General features: G+C 59.9%; 21 protein-coding genes. 16 read left to right on the forward strand and 5 right to left on the reverse strand.

Features of this window, described 5'->3' with window-relative positions; translation table 11 throughout:
- The first annotated feature begins 30 nt into the window (after nt 1-30).
- From urtA to G5S37_RS06900, 13 genes are all read left to right on the forward strand, one after another.
- Entirely contained in the window at nt 31-1,284 is a 1,254-nt protein-coding gene (urtA, locus tag G5S37_RS06840; RefSeq protein ID WP_165202076.1) for an urea ABC transporter substrate-binding protein, read from the forward strand.
- A gap of 138 nt (nt 1,285-1,422) precedes the next feature.
- Nucleotides 1,423-3,135: an urea ABC transporter permease subunit UrtB gene (urtB, locus tag G5S37_RS06845; protein ID WP_240914823.1), complete on the forward strand. Its 1,713-nt coding sequence runs from the start codon at nt 1,423-1,425 to the stop codon at nt 3,133-3,135.
- An 80-nt stretch (nt 3,136-3,215) separates the two neighbouring features.
- Nucleotides 3,216-4,382, forward strand: coding sequence for an urea ABC transporter permease subunit UrtC (urtC, locus tag G5S37_RS06850; RefSeq protein ID WP_165202078.1), 1,167 nt, complete (start codon nt 3,216-3,218; stop codon nt 4,380-4,382).
- Entirely contained in the window at nt 4,379-5,161 is a 783-nt protein-coding gene (gene urtD, locus G5S37_RS06855; protein WP_165202080.1) for an urea ABC transporter ATP-binding protein UrtD, read from the forward strand. Before urtC ends, urtD begins: the two co-directional genes overlap by 4 nt.
- Nucleotides 5,162-5,167: 6 nt before the next feature.
- On the forward strand, nt 5,168-5,869 hold the full coding sequence (gene urtE, locus G5S37_RS06860; RefSeq protein WP_165202082.1) for an urea ABC transporter ATP-binding subunit UrtE: 702 nt from the start codon (nt 5,168-5,170) through the stop codon (nt 5,867-5,869).
- 74 nt (nt 5,870-5,943) lie between these two features.
- Complete coding sequence (locus G5S37_RS06865; RefSeq protein ID WP_165202084.1) at nt 5,944-6,558, forward strand: HupE/UreJ family protein; 615 nt, start codon at nt 5,944-5,946, stop codon at nt 6,556-6,558.
- Nucleotides 6,559-6,596: 38 nt separating this feature from the next.
- Nucleotides 6,597-6,899, forward strand: a complete 303-nt coding sequence (locus G5S37_RS06870) for an urease subunit gamma (RefSeq protein WP_165202086.1) — start codon at nt 6,597-6,599, stop codon at nt 6,897-6,899.
- 12 nt (nt 6,900-6,911) lie between these two features.
- On the forward strand, nt 6,912-7,229 hold the full coding sequence (locus tag G5S37_RS06875; protein ID WP_165202088.1) for an urease subunit beta: 318 nt from the start codon (nt 6,912-6,914) through the stop codon (nt 7,227-7,229).
- On the forward strand, nt 7,226-8,947 hold the full coding sequence (gene ureC, locus G5S37_RS06880) for an urease subunit alpha (RefSeq protein ID WP_165202090.1): 1,722 nt from the start codon (nt 7,226-7,228) through the stop codon (nt 8,945-8,947). The genes G5S37_RS06875 and ureC overlap by 4 nt, the downstream gene beginning before the upstream one ends.
- 20 nt (nt 8,948-8,967) lie before the next feature.
- Complete coding sequence (locus G5S37_RS06885; protein ID WP_165202092.1) at nt 8,968-9,381, forward strand: urease accessory protein UreE; 414 nt, start codon at nt 8,968-8,970, stop codon at nt 9,379-9,381.
- Nucleotides 9,371-10,045: an urease accessory UreF family protein gene (locus tag G5S37_RS06890; RefSeq protein ID WP_165202094.1), complete on the forward strand. Its 675-nt coding sequence runs from the start codon at nt 9,371-9,373 to the stop codon at nt 10,043-10,045. The genes G5S37_RS06885 and G5S37_RS06890 overlap by 11 nt, the downstream gene beginning before the upstream one ends.
- A 12-nt stretch (nt 10,046-10,057) precedes the next feature.
- Nucleotides 10,058-10,687, forward strand: a complete 630-nt coding sequence (gene ureG, locus G5S37_RS06895) for an urease accessory protein UreG (protein WP_165202096.1) — start codon at nt 10,058-10,060, stop codon at nt 10,685-10,687.
- A gap of 13 nt (nt 10,688-10,700) precedes the next feature.
- A complete protein-coding gene (locus G5S37_RS06900) occupies nt 10,701-11,501 on the forward strand; it encodes an urease accessory protein UreD (protein WP_165202098.1) in 801 nt (266 codons plus the stop codon).
- A 359-nt stretch (nt 11,502-11,860) separates the two neighbouring features.
- Here the strand turns inward: G5S37_RS06900 and atzF are convergent, their stop codons facing one another.
- Genes atzF through nikR form a run of 5 tightly spaced genes read right to left on the reverse strand, consistent with a single transcriptional unit; the run spans nt 11,861 to nt 19,229 of the window.
- A complete protein-coding gene (gene atzF / locus G5S37_RS06905) occupies nt 11,861-13,684 on the reverse strand; it encodes an allophanate hydrolase (protein WP_165202100.1) in 1,824 nt (607 codons plus the stop codon).
- On the reverse strand, nt 13,681-17,349 hold the full coding sequence (gene uca / locus G5S37_RS06910) for an urea carboxylase (protein ID WP_165202102.1): 3,669 nt from the start codon (nt 17,347-17,349) through the stop codon (nt 13,681-13,683). The genes atzF and uca overlap by 4 nt, the downstream gene beginning before the upstream one ends.
- 3 nt (nt 17,350-17,352) lie before the next feature.
- Nucleotides 17,353-18,012 carry an urea amidolyase associated protein UAAP2 gene (locus tag G5S37_RS06915; protein WP_165202104.1) on the reverse strand — a complete coding sequence of 220 codons (660 nt, stop codon included), beginning with the start codon at nt 18,010-18,012 and terminating at the stop codon, nt 17,353-17,355.
- A 4-nt stretch (nt 18,013-18,016) separates the two neighbouring features.
- Complete coding sequence (locus tag G5S37_RS06920; RefSeq protein ID WP_165202106.1) at nt 18,017-18,733, reverse strand: urea amidolyase associated protein UAAP1; 717 nt, start codon at nt 18,731-18,733, stop codon at nt 18,017-18,019.
- 22 nt (nt 18,734-18,755) lie between these two features.
- Nucleotides 18,756-19,229: a nickel-responsive transcriptional regulator NikR gene (gene nikR, locus G5S37_RS06925; protein WP_165202108.1), complete on the reverse strand. Its 474-nt coding sequence runs from the start codon at nt 19,227-19,229 to the stop codon at nt 18,756-18,758.
- A gap of 575 nt (nt 19,230-19,804) precedes the next feature.
- Between nikR and G5S37_RS06930 the strand changes: the two genes are divergently transcribed.
- The 3 genes from G5S37_RS06930 (at nt 19,805) to G5S37_RS06940 (ending at nt 23,269) form a co-directional block, all read left to right on the forward strand.
- Entirely contained in the window at nt 19,805-20,812 is a 1,008-nt protein-coding gene (locus G5S37_RS06930; RefSeq protein ID WP_165202110.1) for an ABC transporter substrate-binding protein, read from the forward strand.
- Between the two features lie 148 nt (nt 20,813-20,960).
- Nucleotides 20,961-22,373 (forward strand): ABC transporter permease subunit, encoded by a 1,413-nt coding sequence (locus G5S37_RS06935; protein WP_206026338.1) that lies wholly within the window; start codon nt 20,961-20,963, stop codon nt 22,371-22,373.
- Complete coding sequence (locus tag G5S37_RS06940; RefSeq protein ID WP_165202114.1) at nt 22,370-23,269, forward strand: ABC transporter ATP-binding protein; 900 nt, start codon at nt 22,370-22,372, stop codon at nt 23,267-23,269. The genes G5S37_RS06935 and G5S37_RS06940 overlap by 4 nt, the downstream gene beginning before the upstream one ends.
- Nucleotides 23,270-23,292 lie beyond the last annotated feature (23 nt).

The following is a 23,292-nucleotide window of genomic DNA, read 5'->3' on the forward strand; positions in this document are numbered from 1 at the left end:
AGACACTCATTCATCATTCAACCATTCATCATGAAACGCCGGTTCTTTAATTCGATGATGGCCGCAGCCCTGGTGGGCTCTGTGGCGCTCCCTGCGCATGCCGCCGACACCGTGAAGGTGGGCGTGCTGCACTCCCTGAGTGGCACCATGGCCATCAGTGAGACGTCCCTCCGTGACGTGCTTCTTTACACGTTCGACGAAATCAACGCCGCTGGCGGCGTGATGGGCAAGAAGATCGAGCCTGTGGTGGTGGATGGCGCCTCCAACTGGCCGCTCTTCGCTGAAAAGGCCAAGCAACTCCTCGAGCAGGACAAGTGTGCGGTCGTCTTCGGCTGCTGGACCTCCGTGAGCCGCAAATCGGTGCTCCCGGTCTTTGAAAAGAACAATGGCCTCCTCTTCTATCCCGTGCAGTACGAGGGTGAAGAAGAATCCCCGAACGTCTGCTACACCGCCGAAGCGGTGAACCAGCAGGCCACTCCCGCTGTGGACTACCTCCTTGAGCAGGGAATCAAGAAATTCTACCTCCTGGGCTCCGACTACGTCTATCCCCAGACCACGAACCTCGTGCTTCTGGAGTATCTCCTGAGCAAGGGCGTGCCGCTCGAAAACATCGGTGGTGGTTATCGCAAGGACGACTCCGGCAAGATCATCTCCGCCGGCAAGTACACCCCCTTCGGTCACACCGACTACCAGCAGATCGTTGCTGAAATCAAGCAATTCTCCGCCGGTGGCAACGCCGCGGTGGTGAGCACGCTGAACGGCGACACCAACGTGCCCTTCTTCAAGGAATACGCCGCTGCCGGCCTCACTGCTGAGACCTGCCCGGTCGTGTCCTTCTCCATCTCGGAAGATGAATTCCGCGGTCTCCCCGCTGACAAGCTCGTGGGCCAGCTCGGCTGCTGGAGCTACTTCCAGTCCATCGACAGCCCTGCGAACAAGAAGTTCGTGGACGGCTTCCAGTCCTGGCTGAAGAAGTCTGATGTCACTGGCATCGTGAAGGAAGGTCGCGTGACCTGCTCCCCGATGGTGCTCTCCTATGACGGTGTGTACCTCTGGAAGGCCTGCGTGGAAAAGGCTGGCAGCTTCGATGTGGACAAGGTGCGTGAAGCTTGGAAGAGCGGCCTGAGCTTCGAAGGCCCGAACGGCAAGGTCACTTCCCAGAAGAACATGCACATGACCAAGAATGTGTACATCGGCGAGACCAAGGCGGATGGCCAGTTCAAGATCCTCAAGGACTTCAAGGAAGTGTACGGCGAGCCCTGGCTGAAGGGCAAGTTCAAATGATTTGAGGCTGCTTCGCCCCGCGAAGTGAGAGCTGGCCGGCGTGCCAGTTCCGAGTGGGGGCGGGTTCAGGAATGAGCCCGCCCCTTCAATCCCTTCAGACGTTATCGCTGACTTTTCCATCCATCTTTTCCTCTGCACGTGAAAGCTCTCTTCCGCCTGCTCTCACTCACTCTGCTCTCGGGCTTGCTGTGCTCCGCCTCGCTCTTTGCAGAGACCGCCCGGCAAACCATTGCGAACGCTGCGCTGGCAGAAGACGCTGCCAAGAAGCGCGAGATCATCACCTCGCTGATCGGGCAGGGGGATGAAATCATCAAACCATTGCTCGACGATTGGAAGGCGGACAAACTTTACATTCACACCACGGCCACGGGCGAGAAGATTGCGGTGCGCCTGCAGGACGACAAGGATGACGCAGGCACCCAGAGCGCCGTGCGCGTGGACGATGGCACATCGCTCAAGGATGCTGCCGGTCAACCGCTGCGACTCATTGCCAAGGAGCAGAAAATCGTGGAGCACGATCGTGGCCTGCGCAATGCCATGAAAGGCGTGCTGGACCTGCTGGACCTGTCTTCACCCGATGTGAAAAAGCGCGTCCAAGCCGTGCAGACGCTCGGCTTCGCCCAGAATGCGGAGAAGGTGCCTGCGCTGGAAGCTCGCATGAAAGTGGAGCAGGATCCGGAGGTCATCCGCGCGCTCAAGGAAGCCATGGCGCTGATCAAACTCAAGGATCCTTCTGATGATGCGAAAGTAACAGCGCTCAAGGAGCTGAAGGAATTGCACACATTCTCGTCCTACGATTCCATCAAGGCCACGCTGAAGGAAGCAGAGGCTGCCTCCAAAGCGCCTGTGGCTGGTGCCGCGAAAGAGGCGCTTGCTGCCATTGATAGTCATCGGAGCTTTGTGAACTTCTTCGGTACCATCTTCCGTGGCCTCAGTCTCGGCAGCATTCTTCTTATTGCTGCCCTCGGTCTCGCCATCACGTTCGGCCTCATGGGCGTGATCAACATGGCGCACGGCGAGATGATCGCGGTGGGGGCCTACACGACCTACATCGTTCAGAATATCTTCGGTGCGGGCGTGACCATTCCGCTCTTTGGTCTGTCGCTGGCCATCCCTGGTATGCATGCCACCGGAGCCTTATACAATAGTTACTTCCTCTTCGCAATTCCCGCCAGCTTCCTGACGGCTGCACTGGTGGGCATTGCACTGGAGCGCGGCATCATTCAATTCCTCTACCGCCGTCCGCTGGAAAGCTTGCTGGCGACGTGGGGCGTGTCCCTGCTGCTCCAGCAGGTCTTCCGTCTGACCTTTGGTGCGAACAATGTGCAGGTGGGCAGCCCGACATGGCTCAGTGGTAACTGGACGATTGGTGATATCATCTTCAACTGGAACCGTGTCTTCGTCATCGGCTTCGCGATCTTCATCGTGTTTGGTACTTATCTGGTGCTCACGAAGACGTCGCTCGGACTCTTGATGCGCGCGGTGATGCAGAACCGCAACATGGCCGCGTGCATGGGTATTCGCACGAGCCGGGTGAACATGATGACTTTCGGCTTCGGTAGCGGCCTTGCAGGCCTGGCGGGAGCCTTCCTCAGCCAGATCACCAATACAGGTCCTTCACTTGGGCAGAGCTATATCGTGGAATGTTTCATGACCGTGGTCGTGGGCGGGGTGGGGAATATCGCTGGCACTGTCACGAGTGCGGTAGGCATCGGCATGGCGGATCAGTCCATCCAGCAGATCCTGCTGAATCCGGTGATGGGCAAGATTCTCGTGCTCGTGGGGATCATCCTCTTTCTCCAGTGGAGGCCAGCCGGCATTTTTGTCACCCGCAGCCGCTCGCTGGACTAGGTAGGCCATTTCTCCGGTGCTGGCACTCTTTTTGCAACGGCTTCTCCAATTCGCAACGCACATCCACCTGACTCCGCCACATGAGCCTTTCGCTTGTAGGTAACAATTTCTGGAACACACGCCGCACGATCGAGGTTGCCGCCGTGGGCAACATCGGAGTGTTGATGGTCGTGGTCTTGCCACTGCTGAATTCCTTGGATTTGATGTCCAACTTCTGGCTGGGCGTCATTGGCAAGTACCTCTGCTATGCCATTCTTGCCATCTCTGTGGACATGCTGTGGGGCTACATGGGCTTGCTGAGCTTGGGGCAGGCCCTTTTCTTCAGTCTCGGAGGGTACATGCTGGGCATGTATCTGATGCGAATGATTGGCGGCGAGACGATGCCCACGTTTCTTTCCATGCAAGGCTATGAGGACTGGCCGTGGTTCTTCGCACCTTTTACAAGCTTCTCCTTCGCCATGCTGATGGTGGTCTTCGTTCCCGGGATAGTAGCTCTGGTATTCGGTTTCCTTGCTTTTCGTTCGCGCATCAAAGGGGTGTACTTCTCCATCCTCACCCAGGCTCTCACCTATGCGGCCGCTCTTCAATTCTTCCGCAACGACATGCTCATGGGAGGAAACAATGGCTTTACGGACTTCAAGCTCCTCCTTGGACATGACATCCGCAGCGAGGTTACGCAGCGTGCGCTCTATATCATTACCGGAGTGGCCCTCATCGGCATCTATGCCATGTGCCGCTGGCTGAATGGCACCAAGTTCGGCCTAGTGCAGCGAGCTATTCGCGACAGTGAAAATCGTGTGCTCTTCTCAGGCTACGCTGCGGCACACTACAAGCTTTTCATCTTTGTGCTGAGCGGGATTGTGGCGGCCATTGGTGGCGCGCTCTACGTGGCGCAGGTGCAGATTATCAATCCTGCGGAGATGCAGGTGGACAAGTCCCTGGATGCTGTGGTGTGGGTCGCGGTCGGTGGTCGGGGTACACTGCTGGGACCCATCATCGGTGCGGTCAGTGTGAATGCACTCAAGAGCTGGGCCACCAACGCTTTCCCGGATGCATGGCTCATCATCCTGGGTGGTCTCTTCGTTTTTGTAGTGCTCTTCATGCCCAAGGGAATCGTGGGTCTGCCTGCGCAATTGATGGGCGTGTGGAGGAAATATCAGGCTCGAAAGTTGGTGGATGATGAGCCGACGGTGCCCCTTGCTGAAACTCCCACTGCAGACCCCACCGCTTCTTCTCCAGTCAAATGAGTGCCACGCTGCAACTTGCTGAACCAAAACCATTCCTCCTGGCTGCGGAAGGATTGAACAAGTCCTTCCAGGGATTCCGTGCGATCAAGGATCTCTCGTTCTATCTCGACCAGGGGGAGCTTCGAACGGTCATCGGGCCAAACGGTGCGGGGAAGACCACTTTCCTGGATCTCATCACCGGTCGCACCAAGCCCGATACGGGGACGATGCAGTTTGAGAATCGCGACATCCTCCCGATGAACGAGTATGAGATCTACCGTCTGGGGATCGGTCGCAAATTTCAGACGCCTACGGTCTATACGGATCACACGGTGTACGAGAATCTTGTGCTCAGCTTGGAGGGTTCTCGTGGGGTGTGGCGCAGCCTCTTCAGTAAGGTTAAGCCCTCCGAAAAAGACCGCATCGCTGAGATTCTGGATACCATCAAGCTCAAGGATAGCGCGAAACGGAAGGCCGGTGAGCTGGCGCACGGGCAGAAGCAGTGGCTGGAGATCGGCATGCTACTGGCCCAGAATGCGAAGCTGCTCCTCGTGGATGAGCCGGCTGCTGGCATGACGGATGAAGAGACGCACCGCACAGGTGAGTTGCTGCTTTCACTCGCGGGTGCGCACACCATCGTGGTGATTGAGCATGACATGACCTTTGTGCGGCAGATTGCCAAGGACCGCCGCGTGACCGTGCTGCATCAGGGTACGGTGCTTTGCGAGGGTGCCGTCGACTTCGTGCAGAACGACGAGCGTGTCATCGAAGTGTATCTCGGCCGCAAATCAAAACACTAGTCCTTCATGAACGTATTAGAGGTCAAAGGCCTTCAAGCATCGATTGGCGGAAGCCGCATACTGCGTGGCGTGGAGTTTCAGGTGCCGCCGAAGTCGGTCTTCTGCCTGATGGGGCGCAACGGCGTGGGGAAGACCTCCACGCTGAAGTCGCTCGTGGGACTGCTGGGCACGGACAGCGGAAGCATGACGCTGGATGGAAAGGCCCTCAATGGTCTTGCGCCTGAGGAGCGTGCGCGCATGGGGATTGGCTATGTACCGCAGGGACGCGAAATCTTCCCGCACCTCACTGTGCAGGAGAATCTGGTCATCGGCACCGTGGCGCGTGGCATGAAGCTCAATGGCCAGCTCGACCGTATCTACACGCTCTTTCCCATCATCAAAGAGTTCCTGCCGCGTAAGGGCGGGATGCTGAGCGGTGGACAGCAGCAGCAGCTCGCCATTGCGCGAGCCCTGCTCACGAAGCCCAAGCTGCTCATTCTCGATGAACCCACCGAGGGCATCCAGCCGAACATCATCGACCAGATCGGCGATGCCATCAAGATGCTGCGCGAAGAGGGCGAGATGAGCATTCTTCTGGTGGAGCAGTACCTCGACTTCTGCAAGGAACTGGGGGATAACTTCGCCATTCTCGAGCGCGGCTCCGTGGCCGCTTCTGGAGCAATGAAGGATCTCTCGGACCAGATGATTAAAGAATTTCTCACGGTGTGAGCGAAGCGCAGTTGCGCTGCTGCTCATGCCATCCCAATTTGGCCAATACTCTCTCATCTTCTTCCCAAACTCCCATGACCCTGAGAAGACTGCTCCCGAAAGCCCTGCCCCTGGCCCCGTTCCTTCTGGCCACGAGCGCGTACGCGCACCCCGGCCATCCGCATCCCTTTGAAGAGGTGGACGAGTTCGAGTCACCTGCCGCAGATTTTGCGCAGGCGGTGCTGCATCCGTTCTCAGGGTTGGATCACCTCCTCGCTGCGGTGATGGTGGGATGCCTGGTATACATGATGGGGCGTAAGCTCGGCGCAGTGGCCTCCGCGATGTTCATAGGCAGCCTGACACTAGGCTGGGCAATTGCGAAGGTTGGTATGGCCTTGCCCATGATGGAGCAGGGACTCGCGCTCTCGGTGGTGGCCGCAGGGCTGATGTTGGTGATGTATGCGAAGGCCTCGAATGCGGTGTGTTTCGGTGTGATTGCCGCCCTCGGATTCTGGCACGGCAGCGCGCATGGGATGGAGATGGCCTCGGTCGCTCCTGCAGCAGGCCTGATTGCAGGCACGGGAGTCGCGATGATGCTTGGCTCCATGGTGGCGATGGTTTCCACGAAGCTGAGTCCCTCAGCTATCAAGTATGCAGGTGCTGCGGCTGCGGTCGCTGGCGTGGTGATGGTGGCCCAGCGCGTGGCCTGAGGTTTGGGACTTGAGCTTGAGGCTTCGAAAATTTCACCATGCATCTCTCTCCTCGCGAACAGGAAAAGCTCCTTGTGGTTGTGGCGGCGGACCTCGCGCGCAAGCGCCGTGACCGCGGCCTGAAGCTGAACTATCCCGAAACGATCGCGTTCATCACCGCCGAGATTTTCGAAGGTGCGCGTGACGGCAAGAGTGTCTCCGAACTCATGAGCTACGGCACCACTCTGGTGAAGAGGAGTGAAGTCATGGAAGGTGTGGCCGAGATGATTCACGACATCCAGGTGGAAGCGACCTTCCCCGATGGCACCAAGCTCGTCACGGTGCACAACCCTGTACGCTAACAACGCACATCCATGATACCGGGCGAAATCATCCATCCTCCAGGAAGCGGGGAGTTGCCGGCGAATGTCGGCCTGGCCACGACCACGGTGCTGGTGTCCAACACCGGCGACCGGCCCATACAGGTGGGGAGCCACTTCCATTTCTACGAAGTGAACACTTCGCTTGAGTTTGATCGCGCTGCGACGCTGGGTTTCCGGCTGAACATTCCCGCGGGAACCGCCGTGCGTTTTGAGCCGGGCGACACTCGTGAAGTAGTGCTCGTGGCCTTCGCCGGCAAGCGCGAGATGTACGGACTCAACAACCTCGTGAACGGACCGTTGCCAGCATGAAGATGACCCGCAAACAACACGCCCGCATGTTTGGGGCGACCGTAGGGGACCAGGTGCGTCTCGCGGATACGGAACTCTTCGTGGAGGTCGAGCGTGACCTCATCGCGGAGAAGGGCGGCTACGGCAACGAAGTGAAATTCGGCGGTGGCAAGGTCATCCGCGACGGCATGGCCCAGTCGCCCCTCGCGCTGGATGCCGAGTCGCTGGACCTCGTCATCACCAATGCGCTCATCATCGATGCCGTGCAGGGCATCATCAAAGCGGACATCGGCATCAAGTATGGCCGCATCGTCGGTATCGGCCATGCGGGCAATCCTCTGCTGCAGGATGGCATCGACATGATCATCGGCGCGGGCACAGAAGTCATCGCCGGTGAAGGTTGCATCATCACGGCGGGTGGCATCGATACGCATATCCATTTCATCTGCCCCCAGCAGATCGATCACGCGCTGGCGAGTGGCATTACCACCATGATTGGTGGTGGTACCGGCCCGGCGCACGGGACCTATGCCACGACGTGTACGCCGGGTATCTGGAACATTCATCGCATGCTGGAAGCGGCGGAGGAGTATCCCATGAACCTCGGCTTCCTCGGCAAGGGGAACTGCTCCACGCTGCCTCCGCTTCGCGAGCAGGTGGTGGCGGGAGCCATCGGCCTGAAACTGCATGAGGATTGGGGCACGACTCCAGCGGCGATCGATACCTGCCTGAGCGCGGCGGATGAGCTGGACGTGCAGGTGGCGATTCACACGGACACGCTGAATGAAGCGGGCTTCGTGGAGAGCACGCTCAAGGCTTTCAAGGGACGCACCATTCACACGTATCACTCCGAGGGTGCTGGCGGCGGTCACGCTCCGGACATTATTCGTGTGTGCGGCGAGGCAAATGTGCTGCCTTCTTCCACGAATCCCACGCGGCCCTTCACGGTGAATACCATTGATGAGCACCTGGACATGCTCATGGTGTGCCACCACCTCGACTCCCGCATCCCGGAAGACGTGGCCTTTGCAGAGTCACGCATCCGCCCGGAGACCATTGCGGCGGAAGACTTGCTGCATGACCTCGGCGCCATTTCCATGATGTCGAGCGACAGCCAGGCGATGGGGCGCATCGGGGAAGTCATCACGCGCACGTGGCAGACGGCGCACAAGATGAAGGTGCAGTTTGGCAAGCTGGAGGACTCCAGCCATCCGCTCGCGGACAACTTCCGTGCGCTGCGCTACGTGGCGAAGTACACCATCAATCCCGCCATCACCCACGGCATCTCTCACGAGGTGGGATCCATCGAAGTGGGCAAGCTGGCGGACCTCGTGGTGTGGAAGCCCGCGTTCTTCGGCGTAAAGCCGGAGGTGATACTCAAGGGGGGCATGATTGCCATGGCGAACATGGGCGATCCGAATGCGAGCATTCCCACGCCGCAGCCCACGTATTACCGCCCGCAGTTCGCGGCGCATGGGCGTGCCAAGCTCAAGACCTCGCTTACCTTCGTGAGTGCTATCTCGCTGGAGCAGGGCGTGGTAAAAGAACTCGGCCTGGGCAAGATGCTCAGCGCTGTGAAAAATTGCCGCAAGGTCAGCAAGAAGGACCTGCTGTGGAACAATGCTCTGCCCAAGATCGAGGTCGATCCTGAGACTTATACCGTGAAAGCGGATGGCCGTGAGCTGCGTTGTGGCCCTGCTGAAGTGCTGCCCATGGCCCAGCGATACTTCCTCTTCTAGCAATGCATCTCGTTCACCGCATGGCCGCTCCCACCTCCGCGCGGCCAGAGGATTCCCAGATAGTCTTGAACGCGGAGCGGGCCATGTTTCTCAAGCGTCGCTGGCGCGGCGTGGCGAGCGATGGCCAGGAGTTTGGCTTCGACCTGCAGGAACGCCTGAAGGATGGCTGCGTCATCTTCCAGACGGAGACGGTGGATTACGTCATCCGGCAGATTCCGGAGCTGGTGTATCAGATCAAGATGACGTCCCCTGAGTTTGCCGCGCTGGTGGGCTGGAAGGTGGGTAACCTGCACTTCCCGGTGCAGATCACCGCCGAGTGGGTGCGCATCACTCATGACCTGGCCATCAAGCAGCTCCTGGAGCGGGAAGGCTGGGCGTTTGAAGAAGCGACTGTTGTGTTCAACCCCTTGCGTGTGATGCCCCATGCTTCCTGAGTGGCTTCCCTGGCTGTTGCAGGTCAATGATTCCCAGTTTCCCTCCGGGTCCTATGCGCACTCGATGGGACTGGAGGAACTGGTGCAGCGCGGGTTGGTGCCGAAACCGGATGATGTGGAGAAGTTTCTGCATCAGCAGGTGGTTCCCAGTCTGTGCGCATTCGAGCTGCCCTTCCTCGCTCAGGCGCATGCAGCGGCGACTGCTCATGACATTGCCGAGCTGCGCCGCCTCGATGATGAACTGGATGCGTGGAAGCTCGCGGCAGAGCTGCGGCAGGCGAGCCGGCAGATTGGCTCACGTCGATTGACGCTGACGCGCAAGCTGGAGGATTCCACTCTCGCGGCAGAGTACGCTTCCACGGATGCGCCGTGTCATCATCTCATTGTGTGTGCCATTGAACTGAAGTCCCTGCCTGTGGCAGCAGCAGCCTGTGCGTATGCCCAGCAGACCATCAGCGGATATGCCACGTCCGCCATGAAGCTGGTGCGCATGGGACAGGAGCGTTGCCAGTTGATGGTGCGTGGCGCCATCACCGCGCTGGCCCCCAAGCTGGAGGCTGCCGTCGAACTGACGCCTGAGCGCCGTATCGGTTGGTTTAATCCGCTTCTCGAAATCGCTTCGATGCGCCATTCTCGGGCGCACGAGCGTCTCTTCATTTCCTAGTTTCTGTATCGTATGACCACGAACGCTTCTATTGATAGCACCCGCCCCATCCGCATCGGAGTCGGAGGTCCGGTGGGCTCCGGCAAGACCATGTGTGTGCTTCGCCTTTCCCAGTGGCTGAAGGACGAGTACTCCATGGCGGTGATCACCAATGACATTTATACGCGTGAGGATGCTGAGTTCCTGATGCGGCAGAATGTGCTACCCGCAGACCGCGTCATGGGTGTGGAGACAGGTGGATGCCCACACACGGCGATTCGTGATGACACCAGCATGAACATGGCCGCCGTGGTGGAACTGGAGAAGCGCCATGCGGACCTGAAGCTCATCCTGATTGAGAGTGGTGGTGACAATCTCTCCGCCACTTTCTCACCTGAACTGGTGGATGCGTACATCTATGTGATTGATGTCGCGGAAGGTGACAAGATTCCGCGCAAGGGTGGCCCGGCCATCCGCACCAGTGACTTGCTGCTTATCAACAAGACGGAACTCGCTCCTTATGTGGGTGCCGACCTTGATGTGATGGCTCGCGATGCCAAGATTATGCGTGGGGAACGTCCCTTCATCTTTGCCGACTTGAAGTCGGAAAAGGGGAAGGATGACTTGATTGGTTGGTTGAAGCGCGAGTATCTCTTCGTGTGACCTGTCGCAAGTCATGATTGGTCATCTCAAGCTTGTCTGTTCCCTCAGGGAGGACGGTGTCAGCTATCTGCGGGAGCAGTCTTTTCGCGCACCGATGCACCTCAGCAAGCCGCACTTCGATGAGGGTGCTCTGGTGGTGAATCTGGTGAATCCGACGGCGGGCATCTTCGATGATGACCACATCGCTCTGGAGGCGACGGTGGAGGAGCAGGCGAGGCTGGTGCTCACGACGCCGGCATCCAGTCGCGTGTTTCGCTCACGCAAAGGGGACGTGGCACATGTGACGCAGACGCTGCGCGTGGCCGAGGGTGGCATGCTGGAGTATTTCCCCGAGCCGTTCATCCCGCATGCAGGGGCGCGGTATCATCAGAAGAATGACATCCATGTGGCCGCAGGTGCGTCGCTGATGTTCTTTGAGTGGCTGGCGCCTGGGCGCGTGACCAGTGGTGAAGTCTTTGAGTTTGATGAGCTGCAGTGGGATACCGATGTGTGGTCGGGTGGAGCGCTGGCGGCAAGAGAGCGGTACACCTTGAGCAGGGTAGGGGACTCGCTGAATTCGCTGCTGCTGGTGTCTGAGACAGCCCACTATCTCGGGTGCTTTGTGTTTGGGTTGGCGACATTCCCGCAGGCGGAGGCGGATGCGCTCACGTCTGAGGATGTTTACATCGGTTGTGGGCCGCTTGCGGTGGGCGGTGGGTGGACCATCAAAGCGGTGTGCCGTGATGCGGTGGCAGCGAGGAGGACGATGAAGAGGCTGCGGGAGATGATGTATGAGGCGATGGGGAGGGCGCTGCCGACGTTGGGGAGGTTTTGAGGAGGATACAGCTGCGGGTGATGGGTGTGGCGGGCTGCATTGGATTCAACGCAGAGACACAGAGACGCAGAGGAACTTCGGAGACTGAGGGTGGCCGCGTACCAAAGACAGGTGGGAGTGGGTTGGGCCCTTTGAGCGAGAAACGAGGCTTTGCCAAAGTGGCTCACGCTGCCCTCAGCGTGAATCGTATCAGTATCCCTGAGATTGCCATGTGCCTTGAGCAGGAGTGAATGGGAGGTGCGGCACCAGGGGGGGGGCAGGCCGACTCAAGATTAGGCGCTTCGCGCTTGGTTTTTGAATCACGCTGAGGGTAGCGTGAGCCACTTTGGCAAAGCCTCATTTCTCCCGATAAGTAGAAACTAACTACTCCGACTCTTCATCCAGTCACGCCAGCCGCCGAAGGAGGTGATTTCTTCTTCGGGTTGCAGGGCGATGGATTCGCAGAGGAAGCCGAAGACTTTGGTGCCGTCTTCGAGTTGCACTTTGCCGAAGCCGAGGGGTGGAGGCACGGCATTTACAAACGAGCCGACGGTGTCTTCGGGCAGTTCCCAGACTTCGAGTGCGATGGAGGTGCCGCCTTCCGTCACTCGGACGAGACCAGGACGGTCAGGGATGCTTCCAGTGCCGGGCACGCGATAGAGGCGGTAGTCCGGGGTGGTGCTGCCCTTGCGCACAAGGCGCCCGCCGCGTGAGATGAGTTGGTGATTGAGCGGCAGGCCTTCCATGTGCGCACCGCATACCGCGATCTTCATCCAGGGCTTTGCTGCGGACGCTGTAGGAGATGGCATGGCAGGCAAAGCACTGCTGTTGATAGCGGTCTTCCCCACAGGAAGCTCGCTCTTCGCATGCATGGCTGCCGCGAGTACGGCCAGTCGCTTGTCCTCAAAGGCAGGCGAGAAGAGCGTGATGCCCCAAGGCAACCCATTCCCAAGGAAACCCGCTGGCACCGCCCAGGCGCAGAGGTCCAGCAGGTTCATGTAGTTCGTGTACTTGCCCAGGTTGGAGTTGAGCTTGATGGGCTCGGCGAGAACCTCGGCGACTTTGTAAATCGTACCTGCGGTTGGCGTGAGGATGGCATCCACCTCAGACCACACGGCTTCCGAGGCGCGCTTGAGTTCGGCGAGACGATATTGCGAGGTAAAGGCAGCCACCGCATTGGGCTTGGCACCACCTTCAATGATCTGTCGCGTGACGGGATAGAGTGCTTCCGGAGTCTTTTCGATCAACTCAGGAATCACCGAATACCGTTCCGCGACCCAGGGGCCTTCATAGAGCAGACGTGCAGCATCGAGGAAGGGTTGCAGGTCCACTTCGCGAATGCGCCAGCCCAGCGACTCCGCGCGGGCGATGGAAGCTTCGTAAAGCCTCTGTGCATCGGCATCACCGAAGAAGTCGCGCTGCTCCGGCTTGGGCACACCGATGACGACGGACGCAGGATCCCAAGGCCGCTGCGAAGCGACATAGGGGCGTGCATAGGCATCCGCCTTATCAAACTCGGAAACGACGTCAGCCACGGCAGAGGCATCTGCCACGGACAAGGCGAAGACAGAGATGCAATCCAACGTGCGGCAGGCGGGCACCAGCCCCGAGGAACTGAGCAGGCCGCGCGTGGGCTTCCATCCCACGAGATTGTTAAACGAAGCCGGCACGCGGCCTGAGCCTGCGGTATCTGTGCCGAGGCTAAAGCTCGCCAACCCAAGCGCCACGGACACGGCAGAGCCAGAGCTGGAGCCGCCGGGGATGTATTCCGCATCAAACGCATTCTGCGGCACACCATACGGCGAACGCACACCCACAAGACCCGTAGCGAACTGGTCGAGGTTCGTCTTGCCAAGAGGAATGGCTCCCGCAGCGATCAGCTTCTCCACCACGAAGGCGGATTTCGCCGGCTGGTAGCTATACGCAGGGCAGGCGGACGTGGTGGGCAGGGCATCCCAGTCGATGTTGTCCTTGATGGCAAAGGGGATGCCATAGAGTGGCAATGACGTCGGGTCCTTTTTCTCCAGCGCCGTGAGCAGTCCATCCACCACGCTCCACTCCGGACGTGCAATCCAGATGGCGGAGTCGGATTTCTCCGCGAGGTCAAACGCAGCGCGCACGACCTCGCGAGGAGTGGTGGTTTTAGAACGGTAGGCAGAGAGCAGGGTGGCGATGGACAGGTCCGGAGCCGGAGAGGAAGTCATGGAGCGATGGCGAGAAGTGTTTGGCCAGGAGAGACGGACTGGCTCTCACGTACCAGCACGGAAGATACCAATCCCGCCACCGGTGTGTGGACGTGGATCTCCATTTTCATCGCTTCCACCAGGGCCACGGTCTGCCCACTCTCCACGCGGTCACCCTCGGCTACGAGGAGCTTCCACAGGCTGCCATTCACCGGGCTCTGGATGGCCTCATGGCCATCTTCGAGCACGAAGTCTGCGGTCTCTTCAATCGCTCCTGTCTCGGAGGCGCTGGCGACATTCAGGCCTGCGGCGGCCCAGCGCTGGCGCTCTTCGTCGAAGGCGCGCTGCTGCTTTTCCTTGAACTCACGAATACCGGCATCCTCGCGGCTCAGGAACTCATGGTAATCGGAAAGCTTGAAGGTGGTGTCTTCAACACGTGGCGTGAAGCGGCCGTAGGGGAAGTCGCGACGGAGTTCCAGCAGTTCCTCCGGGCTCACGAGGTAGAACCGCACCTGGTCAAAGAAGCGCAGGAGCCATGGTCTGCCCTGCTCGAATGACGCGGTGGAGCGGAAGCGGTTCCACATCTGGATGGTGCGTCCTACGAACTGATAACCGCCGGGGCCTTCCATGCCGTAGATGCACAGGTAGGCACCGCCGATACCCACGGCATTCTCCGGCGTCCAGGTACGGGCAGGATTGTACTTCGTGGTGACCAGACGGTGACGCGGATCCAGTGGAGTCGCTACAGGTGCGCCGAGATACACGTCGCCAAGGCCCAGCACGAGATAGCTGGCATCCAGCACGATGCGTTGCACGTCATCGATGGATTCGAGCCCGTTGATGCGGCGGATGAATTCGATGTTGCTCGGGCACCACGGAGCATCCGGTCGCACAGATTGCGTGTATTTCTGAATCGCTTCCTTCGTGGCCGGGTCATCCCACGAGAGCGGCAGGTGTACGATGCGCGAGGGCACCTCCATCTGATCCATGCTGGGCAGGTTTTGCCGCACTTCCTCGACCAGATCGATCACCCCATTCAGGCTGAGATCCTGGTTGTCGAAATGGATCTGCAGCGAGCGGATGCCGGGCGTGAGATCGATGATGTCCGGATGATCCCTGCGCACGAGTGCGAGGTAGATCGCATGCGCCCAGAAGCGGAGCTGGATGTCGAGCACCAAAGGTCCGAACTCCACCAGGAGACAACGGTCCCCGGAGGGACGGTACACAATCTCCGGACGCTCACCGTCGGCAGGGATGGTGCGCAGCACCGCGCTGGTGTGGGGCACTTCTCCGGGCTCAGTGCGCCCGGGTTCCACGGGGGACTCAAGCTTGAGCGTGGCAATGAGGGTCTCCTGCTGTTCCTGCAGGATGCGGGCTTCGTCTTCCTCCAGCTTGCAGAAGCACACCTTGTCCCCGGGCTTTAGCTGGCCCAGCTTCCAGAGTTCTGCCTGCACGACCACGGCGGGACAGACAAAGCCGCCCAGGCTCGGGCCGTCCGGGCCCAGGAGAATGGGCATGTCACCCGTGAAATCCACGGAGCCCACCGCATAGGCGTTGTCGTGAATGTTGGAGGGATGCAGACCGGCTTCGCCGCCATCAGGACGCGCCCACTTGGGCTTGGGGCCGATGAGTCGCACGCCTGTGCGCGCGGAGTTGTAGTGCACCTCCCACTCCGTGGCGAAGAAGGTGTCCATGTCTTCCGGCAGGAAAAACTCTGGTGCGCCGTGCGGACCATAGAGAACACCGAGATTCCAGAGCCGACCTGCGCCCGAGGCGGAGACGTGGCCTGACACAAGGGCGAAGGCATTCGCGAGTCCCTTCGCCCTTTCGGCGATGATCTCTTCCTCTTCTTCTTCCAAAAGATGGGCAGAGCCATTCTCCTTGATGGAGAGCACATCTCCCAAGCGCAAGGCGCGACCGGCATGTCCGCCCACGTTGCCAAGGGTGAAGGTGGATCTGCTGCCAAGATACAGCGGGACATCGATGCCACCCTGTACGGCGAGGTAAGCGCGGCAGCCTGCACCCGAGGCCGAGCCAATCTTCAACGTCTGCCCTGCCTTGATGGCGATGGGGCGCCAGAAGTCCACGGGCACGCCATCGAGTTCCGCAGACATCGTGGCGCCTGCGAGCGCGATGCGTGTATCCATGTTGAACCGCAGCGTGGGTCCGCCCACGGTGATCTCCAGGCCCGCGGCCTGCTGGCCATTTTTCAGCAGTCTGTTTGCCAGCCGGAGCGAGAGCGGATCCATGGCCCCTGAGGGAGGCACGCCCACTTCCCAGTAGCCCTGCCGCCCGGGATAGTCCTGCACCGTGGTCATGGTGCCTGGGGCCATCACATCAATCGTGCGGGGCTTGTACTCAAAGTCGCCGAGCGCGCGCGTAGTCATGCGGCCATCCTTGAAGAGATCGCTTTGAGCGATCTGCTTGAGGTAGGCGACATTCGTCTCGATGCCACCCAGTCGCGTGGACTCCAGTGCGGAGATGAGCTTGGCGCGGGTTTCCTCGCGGGTCTCACCGTGAACGATGATCTTCACCAGGAGAGGATCGTAGTGCGGTGTCACCTCCGTGCCGGCGCTCACCCATCCATCGTAGCGCACTTCCTTGGGCAGGCTCACGTGGGTGAGCACGCCGCAGGAGGGCTGGAAATCCTTGTTGGGATCCTCCGCATACACACGGGCCTGCATGGAGCAGCCAAAACGCGTGATGTAGATGTTCTCCACATTCATCTCGTGACCTGCCGCCAGGCGGATCATCCACTCCACGAGGTCGAATCCGGTCACCTCTTCCGTGACGGTGTGCTCCACCTGCAGGCGGGTGTTCACTTCCAGGAAGAAAAACTTTCCTGTGTCCGCATCGTACACAAACTCGACGGTGCCCGCAGAGCGGTAGCTCACGGACTTCGCGAGGCGCACGGCAGCCTCCCAGAGATTGCGGCGCTTCTCCTCATCGAGTCCTGGAGCCGGAGTTTCCTCGATGACCTTCTGGTTGCGCCGTTGCGTGGAGCAGTCGCGCTCGCCGAGAGCAATCACGCCGCCGAATCCATCGCCAAAGATCTGCACCTCGATGTGCCGCGCGTTGACGACGAACTTTTCCAGAAACACTCCACCATCACCGAAGCTGGCCTTGCCCTGTCGCACGACGGATTCGAAGGCATTGCGCAGAGCATCCGGGTCATCACAGCGGCGCATGCCGATGCCACCACCACCCGCCGTGCTCTTGAGCATCACGGGGTAGCCGATGAGTTCGGCTTCATCCAGGGCTTCTGCGGCGTTGGAGAGCAGGTTGGTTCCCGGTACCAAGGGCACCTTGCAGGCGATCGCGTGCTCCCTCGCCATGTGCTTCATGCCAAAGGCACGCATCTGCGCGGGCGTCGGCCCGATGAAGACCACGCCTGCCTTCTCACAGGCCTCGGCAAAGGATGCATTCTCGCTCAGCAGACCGTAGCCGGGATGCACTGCCTCAGCACCGCTCTTCGCGATGATCTCCAGAATTCTCGGCTGGTTCAAATAGCTCGCGGAAACTTGTGCTCCCCCCAACAGGTAGGCTTCATCCGCCATGGCCACATGCGGGGCATCACGGTCCGCTTCCGAGTACACGGCCACGGATTTCACGCCCATCTTCTTGAGCGTCCACATGATGCGGCAGGCGATCTCGCCACGATTGGCGACCAGGACTTTGCTAAACATAAATCAGTCCCAGATGAGCACCTTGACCGGCGTCGGGTTGTACGCGTTGCAGGGATTGTTAAGCTGCGGGCAGTTTGAGATGAGACACATCACGTCCATCTCGGCGCGCAGTTCCACGTAGCGATTGGGGCCTGAAATGCCGTCGGCGAAGGAAAGACCGCCGTCGGGAGTCACGGGTACATTCATGAAGAAATTGATGTTACAGGTGATGTCGCGCTTGTTCATGCCGTGACCCCAGTGCTGGATGCCGCAGATGAAACTATCGCGGCAGGCGTGCATGGGTTCGACATCGAAGGAGTAGCGCATGGTGTTGCTTTCCCGGGAGCAGGCACCACCGAGGGTGTCGTGCCTCCCGCAGGTATCGGCGACGATGGTCAGCAGGGCATGGCCGCGTGTCGAGTAGAGAGTGGTGCCGGTGGATAAATAAAGATTGTGCTGTCGGCGGATGGTATCACTGGCGCTGTAGCGGTCCAGTGGTTCGTGGAGGTTGTAGAAGAGGGTGTCCGCCGCCTGATTTCCCTCCAGGTCGACGATGCGCAGGATTTGCCCCTTTTTGACGGGATGCAGCCAGTGGTCGCCGGCCAGCACGGTGTGGTCATAGGCCGCGCAGGAGGGGTCGAGGGGGGATTCTTTGAGCAGGGAGGGGGATGGTGCAGCAGCCATGGCCTTAGCGGGAGAGCAGGTAGTAGTCGAGGGTGTTGCGGTAGGCACGCGCGTTTTCCGGGCGCACCGTCATGGTGGCGTCCTCCATCGTGGGCGCGGCATTGGGGAAAACACTGAGCTTCACCGGGCGTGGCCCGTAGGTCTGGGAGGGGTGAAGTGGGTGCTGGCACGTATGCAGTACCACGAGCGTGTCCATTTCGAAACGCAGGTCCACATGGTCGCCCGCCTTCGAGTGGCCCTCCACGTAGGAGAGATTGCCATCCACATCCGCCACCACCTTGCTGAAGAAGTTGATGTTCGGCACCAGGTCGCGTTCCCCGAGCCCCCACTTGGCCAGCTCGATGAGGAAGCATTCGCGGCCGTTCCGGTAGAATTCATTCCGCGCCTCCTGGAAGTTGTGCACGCCGTAGCGCTCCTCCACCAGTTCCGCGTCGCTGGTGCCACACACCGTGTCATGCCAGCCGCAGGTGTCCTCCGTGATAGAGGCAAAGAGGCGGCCCATGTCCGAGTGGATGCCGTAGGGCGCGCGGAGGTAGAAGATGTGCTGGCCTTTCAGCGTGTCTGGCATGTTGTACCGCTCGTGGCGCTCGGGAGCGTGGTAGAGCAGCATACCCACATTGGCGCCACCGTTCAGGTCGGTGAGGCGGAGTGTCTTGCCGCGGGAGATGACGCGGGACCACATGCCCGCGCCGGTGAGTTCGATTTCGTAGATGGGTTCCATTGAAGAATGATGATGACTTGGCTCAAGCAGCCTCGGATTCCACTTCGGCAGACTGGATGGGAGGCAGGATGGTACGGGAGAGATTGAAGCGCCCGCTTAGCACGCCTTTACAGGCCAGTAACTCGCTGGCAATCCGGCGCAGGGTTTTTGCCCGTCCTTGCACCAACAGCACCTCCATGGTGTGGCTGTTCTCCAGCAGTACCTGCAGCGAGCTGATGACCTCCGTGATGTGGGTGTACTGGATCTCGGAGAGCTGCTGCTTCAGGCCGGGCTTCTTGTGATCGTAGAGCAGGGTGATGGTCCCGGCCATGAGGTGGTCTCCCTTCAGACTGTAGTAGTCCGAGATTTGCTGCTGCATCATCTCGGAGATCGCCTGGGAGCGGTTCGAGAAGCCGCGCTCGTCCATCATCTCCTCGAACTGCTTGTACAGGGGGACCGGCAGGGAGATGGAGATGCGCTGTACAGGCTCGGGACGGGAGAGGGGAGTTTCCGGCATGCATGCCGCAGCAAGCATCGGGAATGCCACCGCGTCATACGATTTTCATCAGGAGTAATATTCAAAGCGCGGCCCGGTAGGATGGTGGCCACACGCCAGTGGTACTGGCTTGCGTTGGGTCCTTCCCCCGAGGCTCCCACGACAGACACGCACGGCTCTTCGTGGCAGTCGTGGGAGTCTCACACACGGCCCCAGCCTGACCACCAGACAGACACACACACCCCTAAAGGTGTGTGTGTGTCTGTCTCTGTGTCAGTCTCGGCTGACCCAGGCATGCTTGGGTCATGAGTAGTAGAGTTCGAGACTAAAGGACAGAACCTGAGAGGATTAAACGCGTATGGACGCAGCTCCATAGGCATGGCCAGTTCCTGTGGCTGCTGGGCTTCTCTCCAAATCTATCGTGGACTGGGCAGCCCATCAGGTGTATATACACCTGGCGTGTAAGTCTCATGCGAGGGCTCGCGTGCGTCATACGAACTGCCTCAAGAAATATTACGATCTTTGGCCCGAAGCTGGATTTTGGCATGCCCGGTGCTGACTTGGATGGCCTTCACCACCGACCCAAGGAGATACACATGCTGAAATTCATCTTGTCCAAGACCAAGACCCTCGCTGTGGCCGCGCTCGCAAGCGCCGCCTTGTTTGCTCCCACCGCACCGCTCGCCGCTGCTCCGCTCAAGATTGGCTACAGTGACTGGCCCGGCTGGGTCGCCTGGGAGATTGGCGTGAAGAAGGGCTGGTTCAAGGAAGCTGGCGTGGATGTGGAGTTCGTGTGGATGGACTACGTGAAGTCCATGGAAGCCTATGCTGCCGGCCAGCTCGATGCCGTCACGATGACCAATGGAGATGCCCTGGTGACAGGCGCCACGGGAAAGCCCTCCGTCGGGATCATCATCAATGACTTCTCCAATGGGAATGACATGGTGATTGCCAAGAAGGGCATCGACTCCGTGAAGGCGCTCAAGGGCCAGACCATCGGGGTGGAAGTGGGCTTTGTGGATCACCTGCTCCTTCTGAAGGGTCTTGAGCTGAATGGCATGACGGAGAAGGACGTGACGCTCAAGAACACCCCCACGAACAACACGCCCCAGGTGCTCGCCTCCGGTGAAGTCGCCGCCATTTGCGCATGGCAGCCGAACTCAGGACAGGCGCTGAAGGTCGCTCCCGGATCGAAGGCCATCTTCACCTCCAAGGATGCCCCCGGCCTCATCTATGACCTGCTCTACGTCGATGCCGCCAGCCTCAAGGACAAGCGCGAGGAGTGGAAGAAGGTGGTGCAGGTCTGGTACAAGATCGTGGACTACATGTCCGATGAGAAGAACCTCGATGACGCACTGGTGATTCTGGCTGGTCGCGTGGGTGTCACTCCTGCGGAGTATGAGCCCCTGCTTGGTGGCACCATGATCCTGAAGCCCGAGGCCGCGCTGAAGGCCTGGAAGAAGGGTGAAGGTCTCGACTCGGTCTATGGTTCCACCAAGGTGGTGGATGCCTTCAACGTGAAATACGAGGTCTACAAGGAGCCTGCCAAGACGGAGTCCTACCTCGACCCCTCCCTCACCTTGGAAGTGCTCGGCAAGAAGTAGTCCTCACCTGCTTCCTGTCGCACCGCACCTTCCTCAACGCTGAACATCCCGCATGGGTTCTGACCCTCTTCCTCCAGAACCTCAGAAGCATCGAGAGCCGTGGTTTGCCGTCCGGAAAGATCTGGACGGCCCGCGGAACTCGGCGCTGATGACGTTGTCATTTGTCCTGCCGCTGCTGGCATGGATCGTTGCCTCCTACGGTCCCTTCTGGAAGGCGCTGCATGAGGTGCAGATCTCCGCGGAGAGTCCTTCCGTGGCGAGCGTGTATGTGCCGGGAGACCGGCTCGCACCCGACTACTTCACACCTTTCCAGGAAGCGATTCGCAAAGACAATGCCGCGGTGCAGGCTGCGCGTGATGCGGGCACGCCGCTGGAAGCCACGGCGCGGCAGAACAAGAAAGTCGTGCGGCATCTCTTTCCACTCGCCCTGGCAGAGGGCTGGGCGGGAAAGGAAGATGAAGCCAATGATGACAAGCTGCGCAGCGTGTGGCTGAAGATCGCGAGTGGCGAGTCCATTCCTCAGAAGGTCGAGCCCAGCGATGAGAACGCGAAGATCATCAAGGCCAACGCCGCGCTGCTCTCCGGTGCCGAGTGGCCCACACAGGCACTGCTGAAGCTGGTGCCGCAGTCGCGCGTATCCTATGACTATCCCGTGTATCTGGTGCCTCCGCACAAGGTCTTCACCACCGCGTGGGCGGACTTGAAAGGGAAGCCTGACGATACGAGCGCGGAGGAGGGGACAGAGAACAAGTCGGACGCGAAGTCGCTGCTCGTGCGTTACCAGGAGTCGCTGCGCACCATCAGTTTCGGCTTCCTGCTCGCGGCGCTGCTGGCCATTCCTCTGGGCATCCTGGCTGGCACGTTCGCGGTGTTTTCGAAAATGTTGGAGCCCTTCACGGACTTCTTCCGCTACATGCCGGCGCCGACGTTTGGGGTGGTGCTGATGGCCATCTTCGGCCTCGAAGCCGCGCCGAAGATCATGCTGGTCTTCATCGGTACCTTTCCCACGGCGCTGCTGGTGATTGCGAATACCACACGGCAGCTCGATGTCTCGCTGCTGGAAGCGGCGCAGACGCTCGGTGCGAATCAGAAGCAGCTCGTCACGCGCGTCATCATCCCGGGAATCATGCCCACGCTGTACAATGACCTGCGCATCCTCATCGGCTGCGCGTGGACGTGGTTGGTGATCGCGGAACTGCTGGGCTTCAAGAGTGGCCTCACGGAAATCATCGACACACGTGGGCGTCGCTTCCAGTTTGAGCATGTGTATCCGGCCATCTTGATGATTGGCCTCACGGGATTCTTCACAGACCAGTTCCTTGGCTGGATAGGGCGCGGACTTTTCCCATGGGCGTTCCGTGGGCAGGCGGCTTCGTCACGCTGGTTCATCCGGGCACTCACGTTCCTCCCGCGTCTTTTGGTGGCTGGCATTCGCAAGGCTTCTGCATACGCAGAGAAGCCGACCTTCCCCGCAGTGGTGCCTGAGGAGCCAGTTGCAGCTCCTGCGCCGTCGCCGTCCCCCCTCCCTGCCGTCACTCCCACGCCTCGCACCTCGCTATGATTGCCACCCTCGACCTGCCTGACTATCGCGCGCAGACGCCTGCAGTCGCGGAGCGCTTCACGAAGCTGAAGCAGCGTCCGGCGGTGCTGTCCGTGCGTGGCTTGGAGAAGCGGTTCCCTTCACCGCAGGGTGAAGTCACCGCGCTGAAGAACATCAACTTCGATGTGCATCGCCGGGAGTTCATGTGCGTGGTGGGACAGTCCGGTTGCGGCAAGTCCACGCTCATCCGCATGCTTGCGGGACTGGAGACGCCCACGAGTGGGGAACTGCTCGTGGATGGCAAACCCGTGCGTGGCCCGGGTCGTGACCGCGGCATGGTGTTCCAGGGATATACCCTGTTCCCCTGGCTTACCGTGAAGGCGAATGTGATGTTCGGCCCGCTCATGGCAGGCAAGGCGAAGTACACCGCCGAGTCCGAGGCTCGGCAGTGGATCGAACTGGTGGGGCTCAGCAAGTTTGAGGATGCCTATCCGCATCAACTCAGCGGTGGCATGAAACAGCGCGTGGCCATTGCGCGTGCGCTGGCAAACGAGCCACGCATCCTGCTGATGGATGAACCCTTCGGCGCACTGGACGCGCAGACGCGCGCCCAGATGCAGAGCTACCTGCTGCAGATCTGGAAGAACATCGACATCACCATCCTCTTCATCACGCATGATCTGGATGAGGCCGTGTATCTCTCCGACCGGGTGCTCGTGCTGGAAGCACGCCCGGGCAGGGTGAAGGAAATCGTCGAGGTGCCGGTGCCACGCCCGCGTGACTTCTCTCAGATTGCGTTGCCTGAGTTCATGGCCACGAAGAATCGCTTACAAGAGCTCATCCATCCCGAGTCCGAGCGGAAGGAAGACAAGCTGCCCGTGCTGCGCCTCACGACGGTGGGGGATGATGTGGAGTAGCACAGCGCGGGGCAGAGGCTGAC

Origin of the sequence: Roseimicrobium sp. ORNL1, assembly GCF_011044495.1 — a bacterium.
GTDB lineage: Bacteria > Verrucomicrobiota > Verrucomicrobiia > Verrucomicrobiales > Verrucomicrobiaceae > Roseimicrobium.

Bases quoted from the DNA above. Each gene is read 5' to 3' on its own strand.
- urtD (WP_165202080.1), top strand. From the start codon at position 4,379: ATGAGTGCCACGCTGCAACTTGCTGAACCAAAACCATTCCTCCTGGCT.
- G5S37_RS06870 (WP_165202086.1), top strand. From the start codon at position 6,597: ATGCATCTCTCTCCTCGCGAACAGGAAAAGCTCCTTGTGGTTGTGGCG.
- G5S37_RS06915 (WP_165202104.1), bottom strand. From the start codon at position 18,012: ATGGCTGCTGCACCATCCCCCTCCCTGCTCAAAGAATCCCCCCTCGAC.
- atzF (WP_165202100.1), bottom strand. From the start codon at position 13,684: ATGACTTCCTCTCCGGCTCCGGACCTGTCCATCGCCACCCTGCTCTCT.
- G5S37_RS06930 (WP_165202110.1), top strand. From the start codon at position 19,805: ATGCTGAAATTCATCTTGTCCAAGACCAAGACCCTCGCTGTGGCCGCG.
- nikR (WP_165202108.1), bottom strand. From the start codon at position 19,229: ATGCCGGAAACTCCCCTCTCCCGTCCCGAGCCTGTACAGCGCATCTCC.
- ureG (WP_165202096.1), top strand. From the start codon at position 10,058: ATGACCACGAACGCTTCTATTGATAGCACCCGCCCCATCCGCATCGGA.
- G5S37_RS06865 (WP_165202084.1), top strand. From the start codon at position 5,944: ATGACCCTGAGAAGACTGCTCCCGAAAGCCCTGCCCCTGGCCCCGTTC.
- urtC (WP_165202078.1), top strand. From the start codon at position 3,216: ATGAGCCTTTCGCTTGTAGGTAACAATTTCTGGAACACACGCCGCACG.
- G5S37_RS06900 (WP_165202098.1), top strand. From the start codon at position 10,701: ATGATTGGTCATCTCAAGCTTGTCTGTTCCCTCAGGGAGGACGGTGTC.
- G5S37_RS06920 (WP_165202106.1), bottom strand. From the start codon at position 18,733: ATGGAACCCATCTACGAAATCGAACTCACCGGCGCGGGCATGTGGTCC.
- G5S37_RS06935 (WP_206026338.1), top strand. From the start codon at position 20,961: ATGACGTTGTCATTTGTCCTGCCGCTGCTGGCATGGATCGTTGCCTCC.
- G5S37_RS06940 (WP_165202114.1), top strand. From the start codon at position 22,370: ATGATTGCCACCCTCGACCTGCCTGACTATCGCGCGCAGACGCCTGCA.
- ureC (WP_165202090.1), top strand. From the start codon at position 7,226: ATGAAGATGACCCGCAAACAACACGCCCGCATGTTTGGGGCGACCGTA.
- urtE (WP_165202082.1), top strand. From the start codon at position 5,168: ATGAACGTATTAGAGGTCAAAGGCCTTCAAGCATCGATTGGCGGAAGC.
- G5S37_RS06890 (WP_165202094.1), top strand. From the start codon at position 9,371: ATGCTTCCTGAGTGGCTTCCCTGGCTGTTGCAGGTCAATGATTCCCAG.
- uca (WP_165202102.1), bottom strand. From the start codon at position 17,349: ATGTTTAGCAAAGTCCTGGTCGCCAATCGTGGCGAGATCGCCTGCCGC.
- G5S37_RS06875 (WP_165202088.1), top strand. From the start codon at position 6,912: ATGATACCGGGCGAAATCATCCATCCTCCAGGAAGCGGGGAGTTGCCG.
- urtA (WP_165202076.1), top strand. From the start codon at position 31: ATGAAACGCCGGTTCTTTAATTCGATGATGGCCGCAGCCCTGGTGGGC.
- G5S37_RS06885 (WP_165202092.1), top strand. From the start codon at position 8,968: ATGGCCGCTCCCACCTCCGCGCGGCCAGAGGATTCCCAGATAGTCTTG.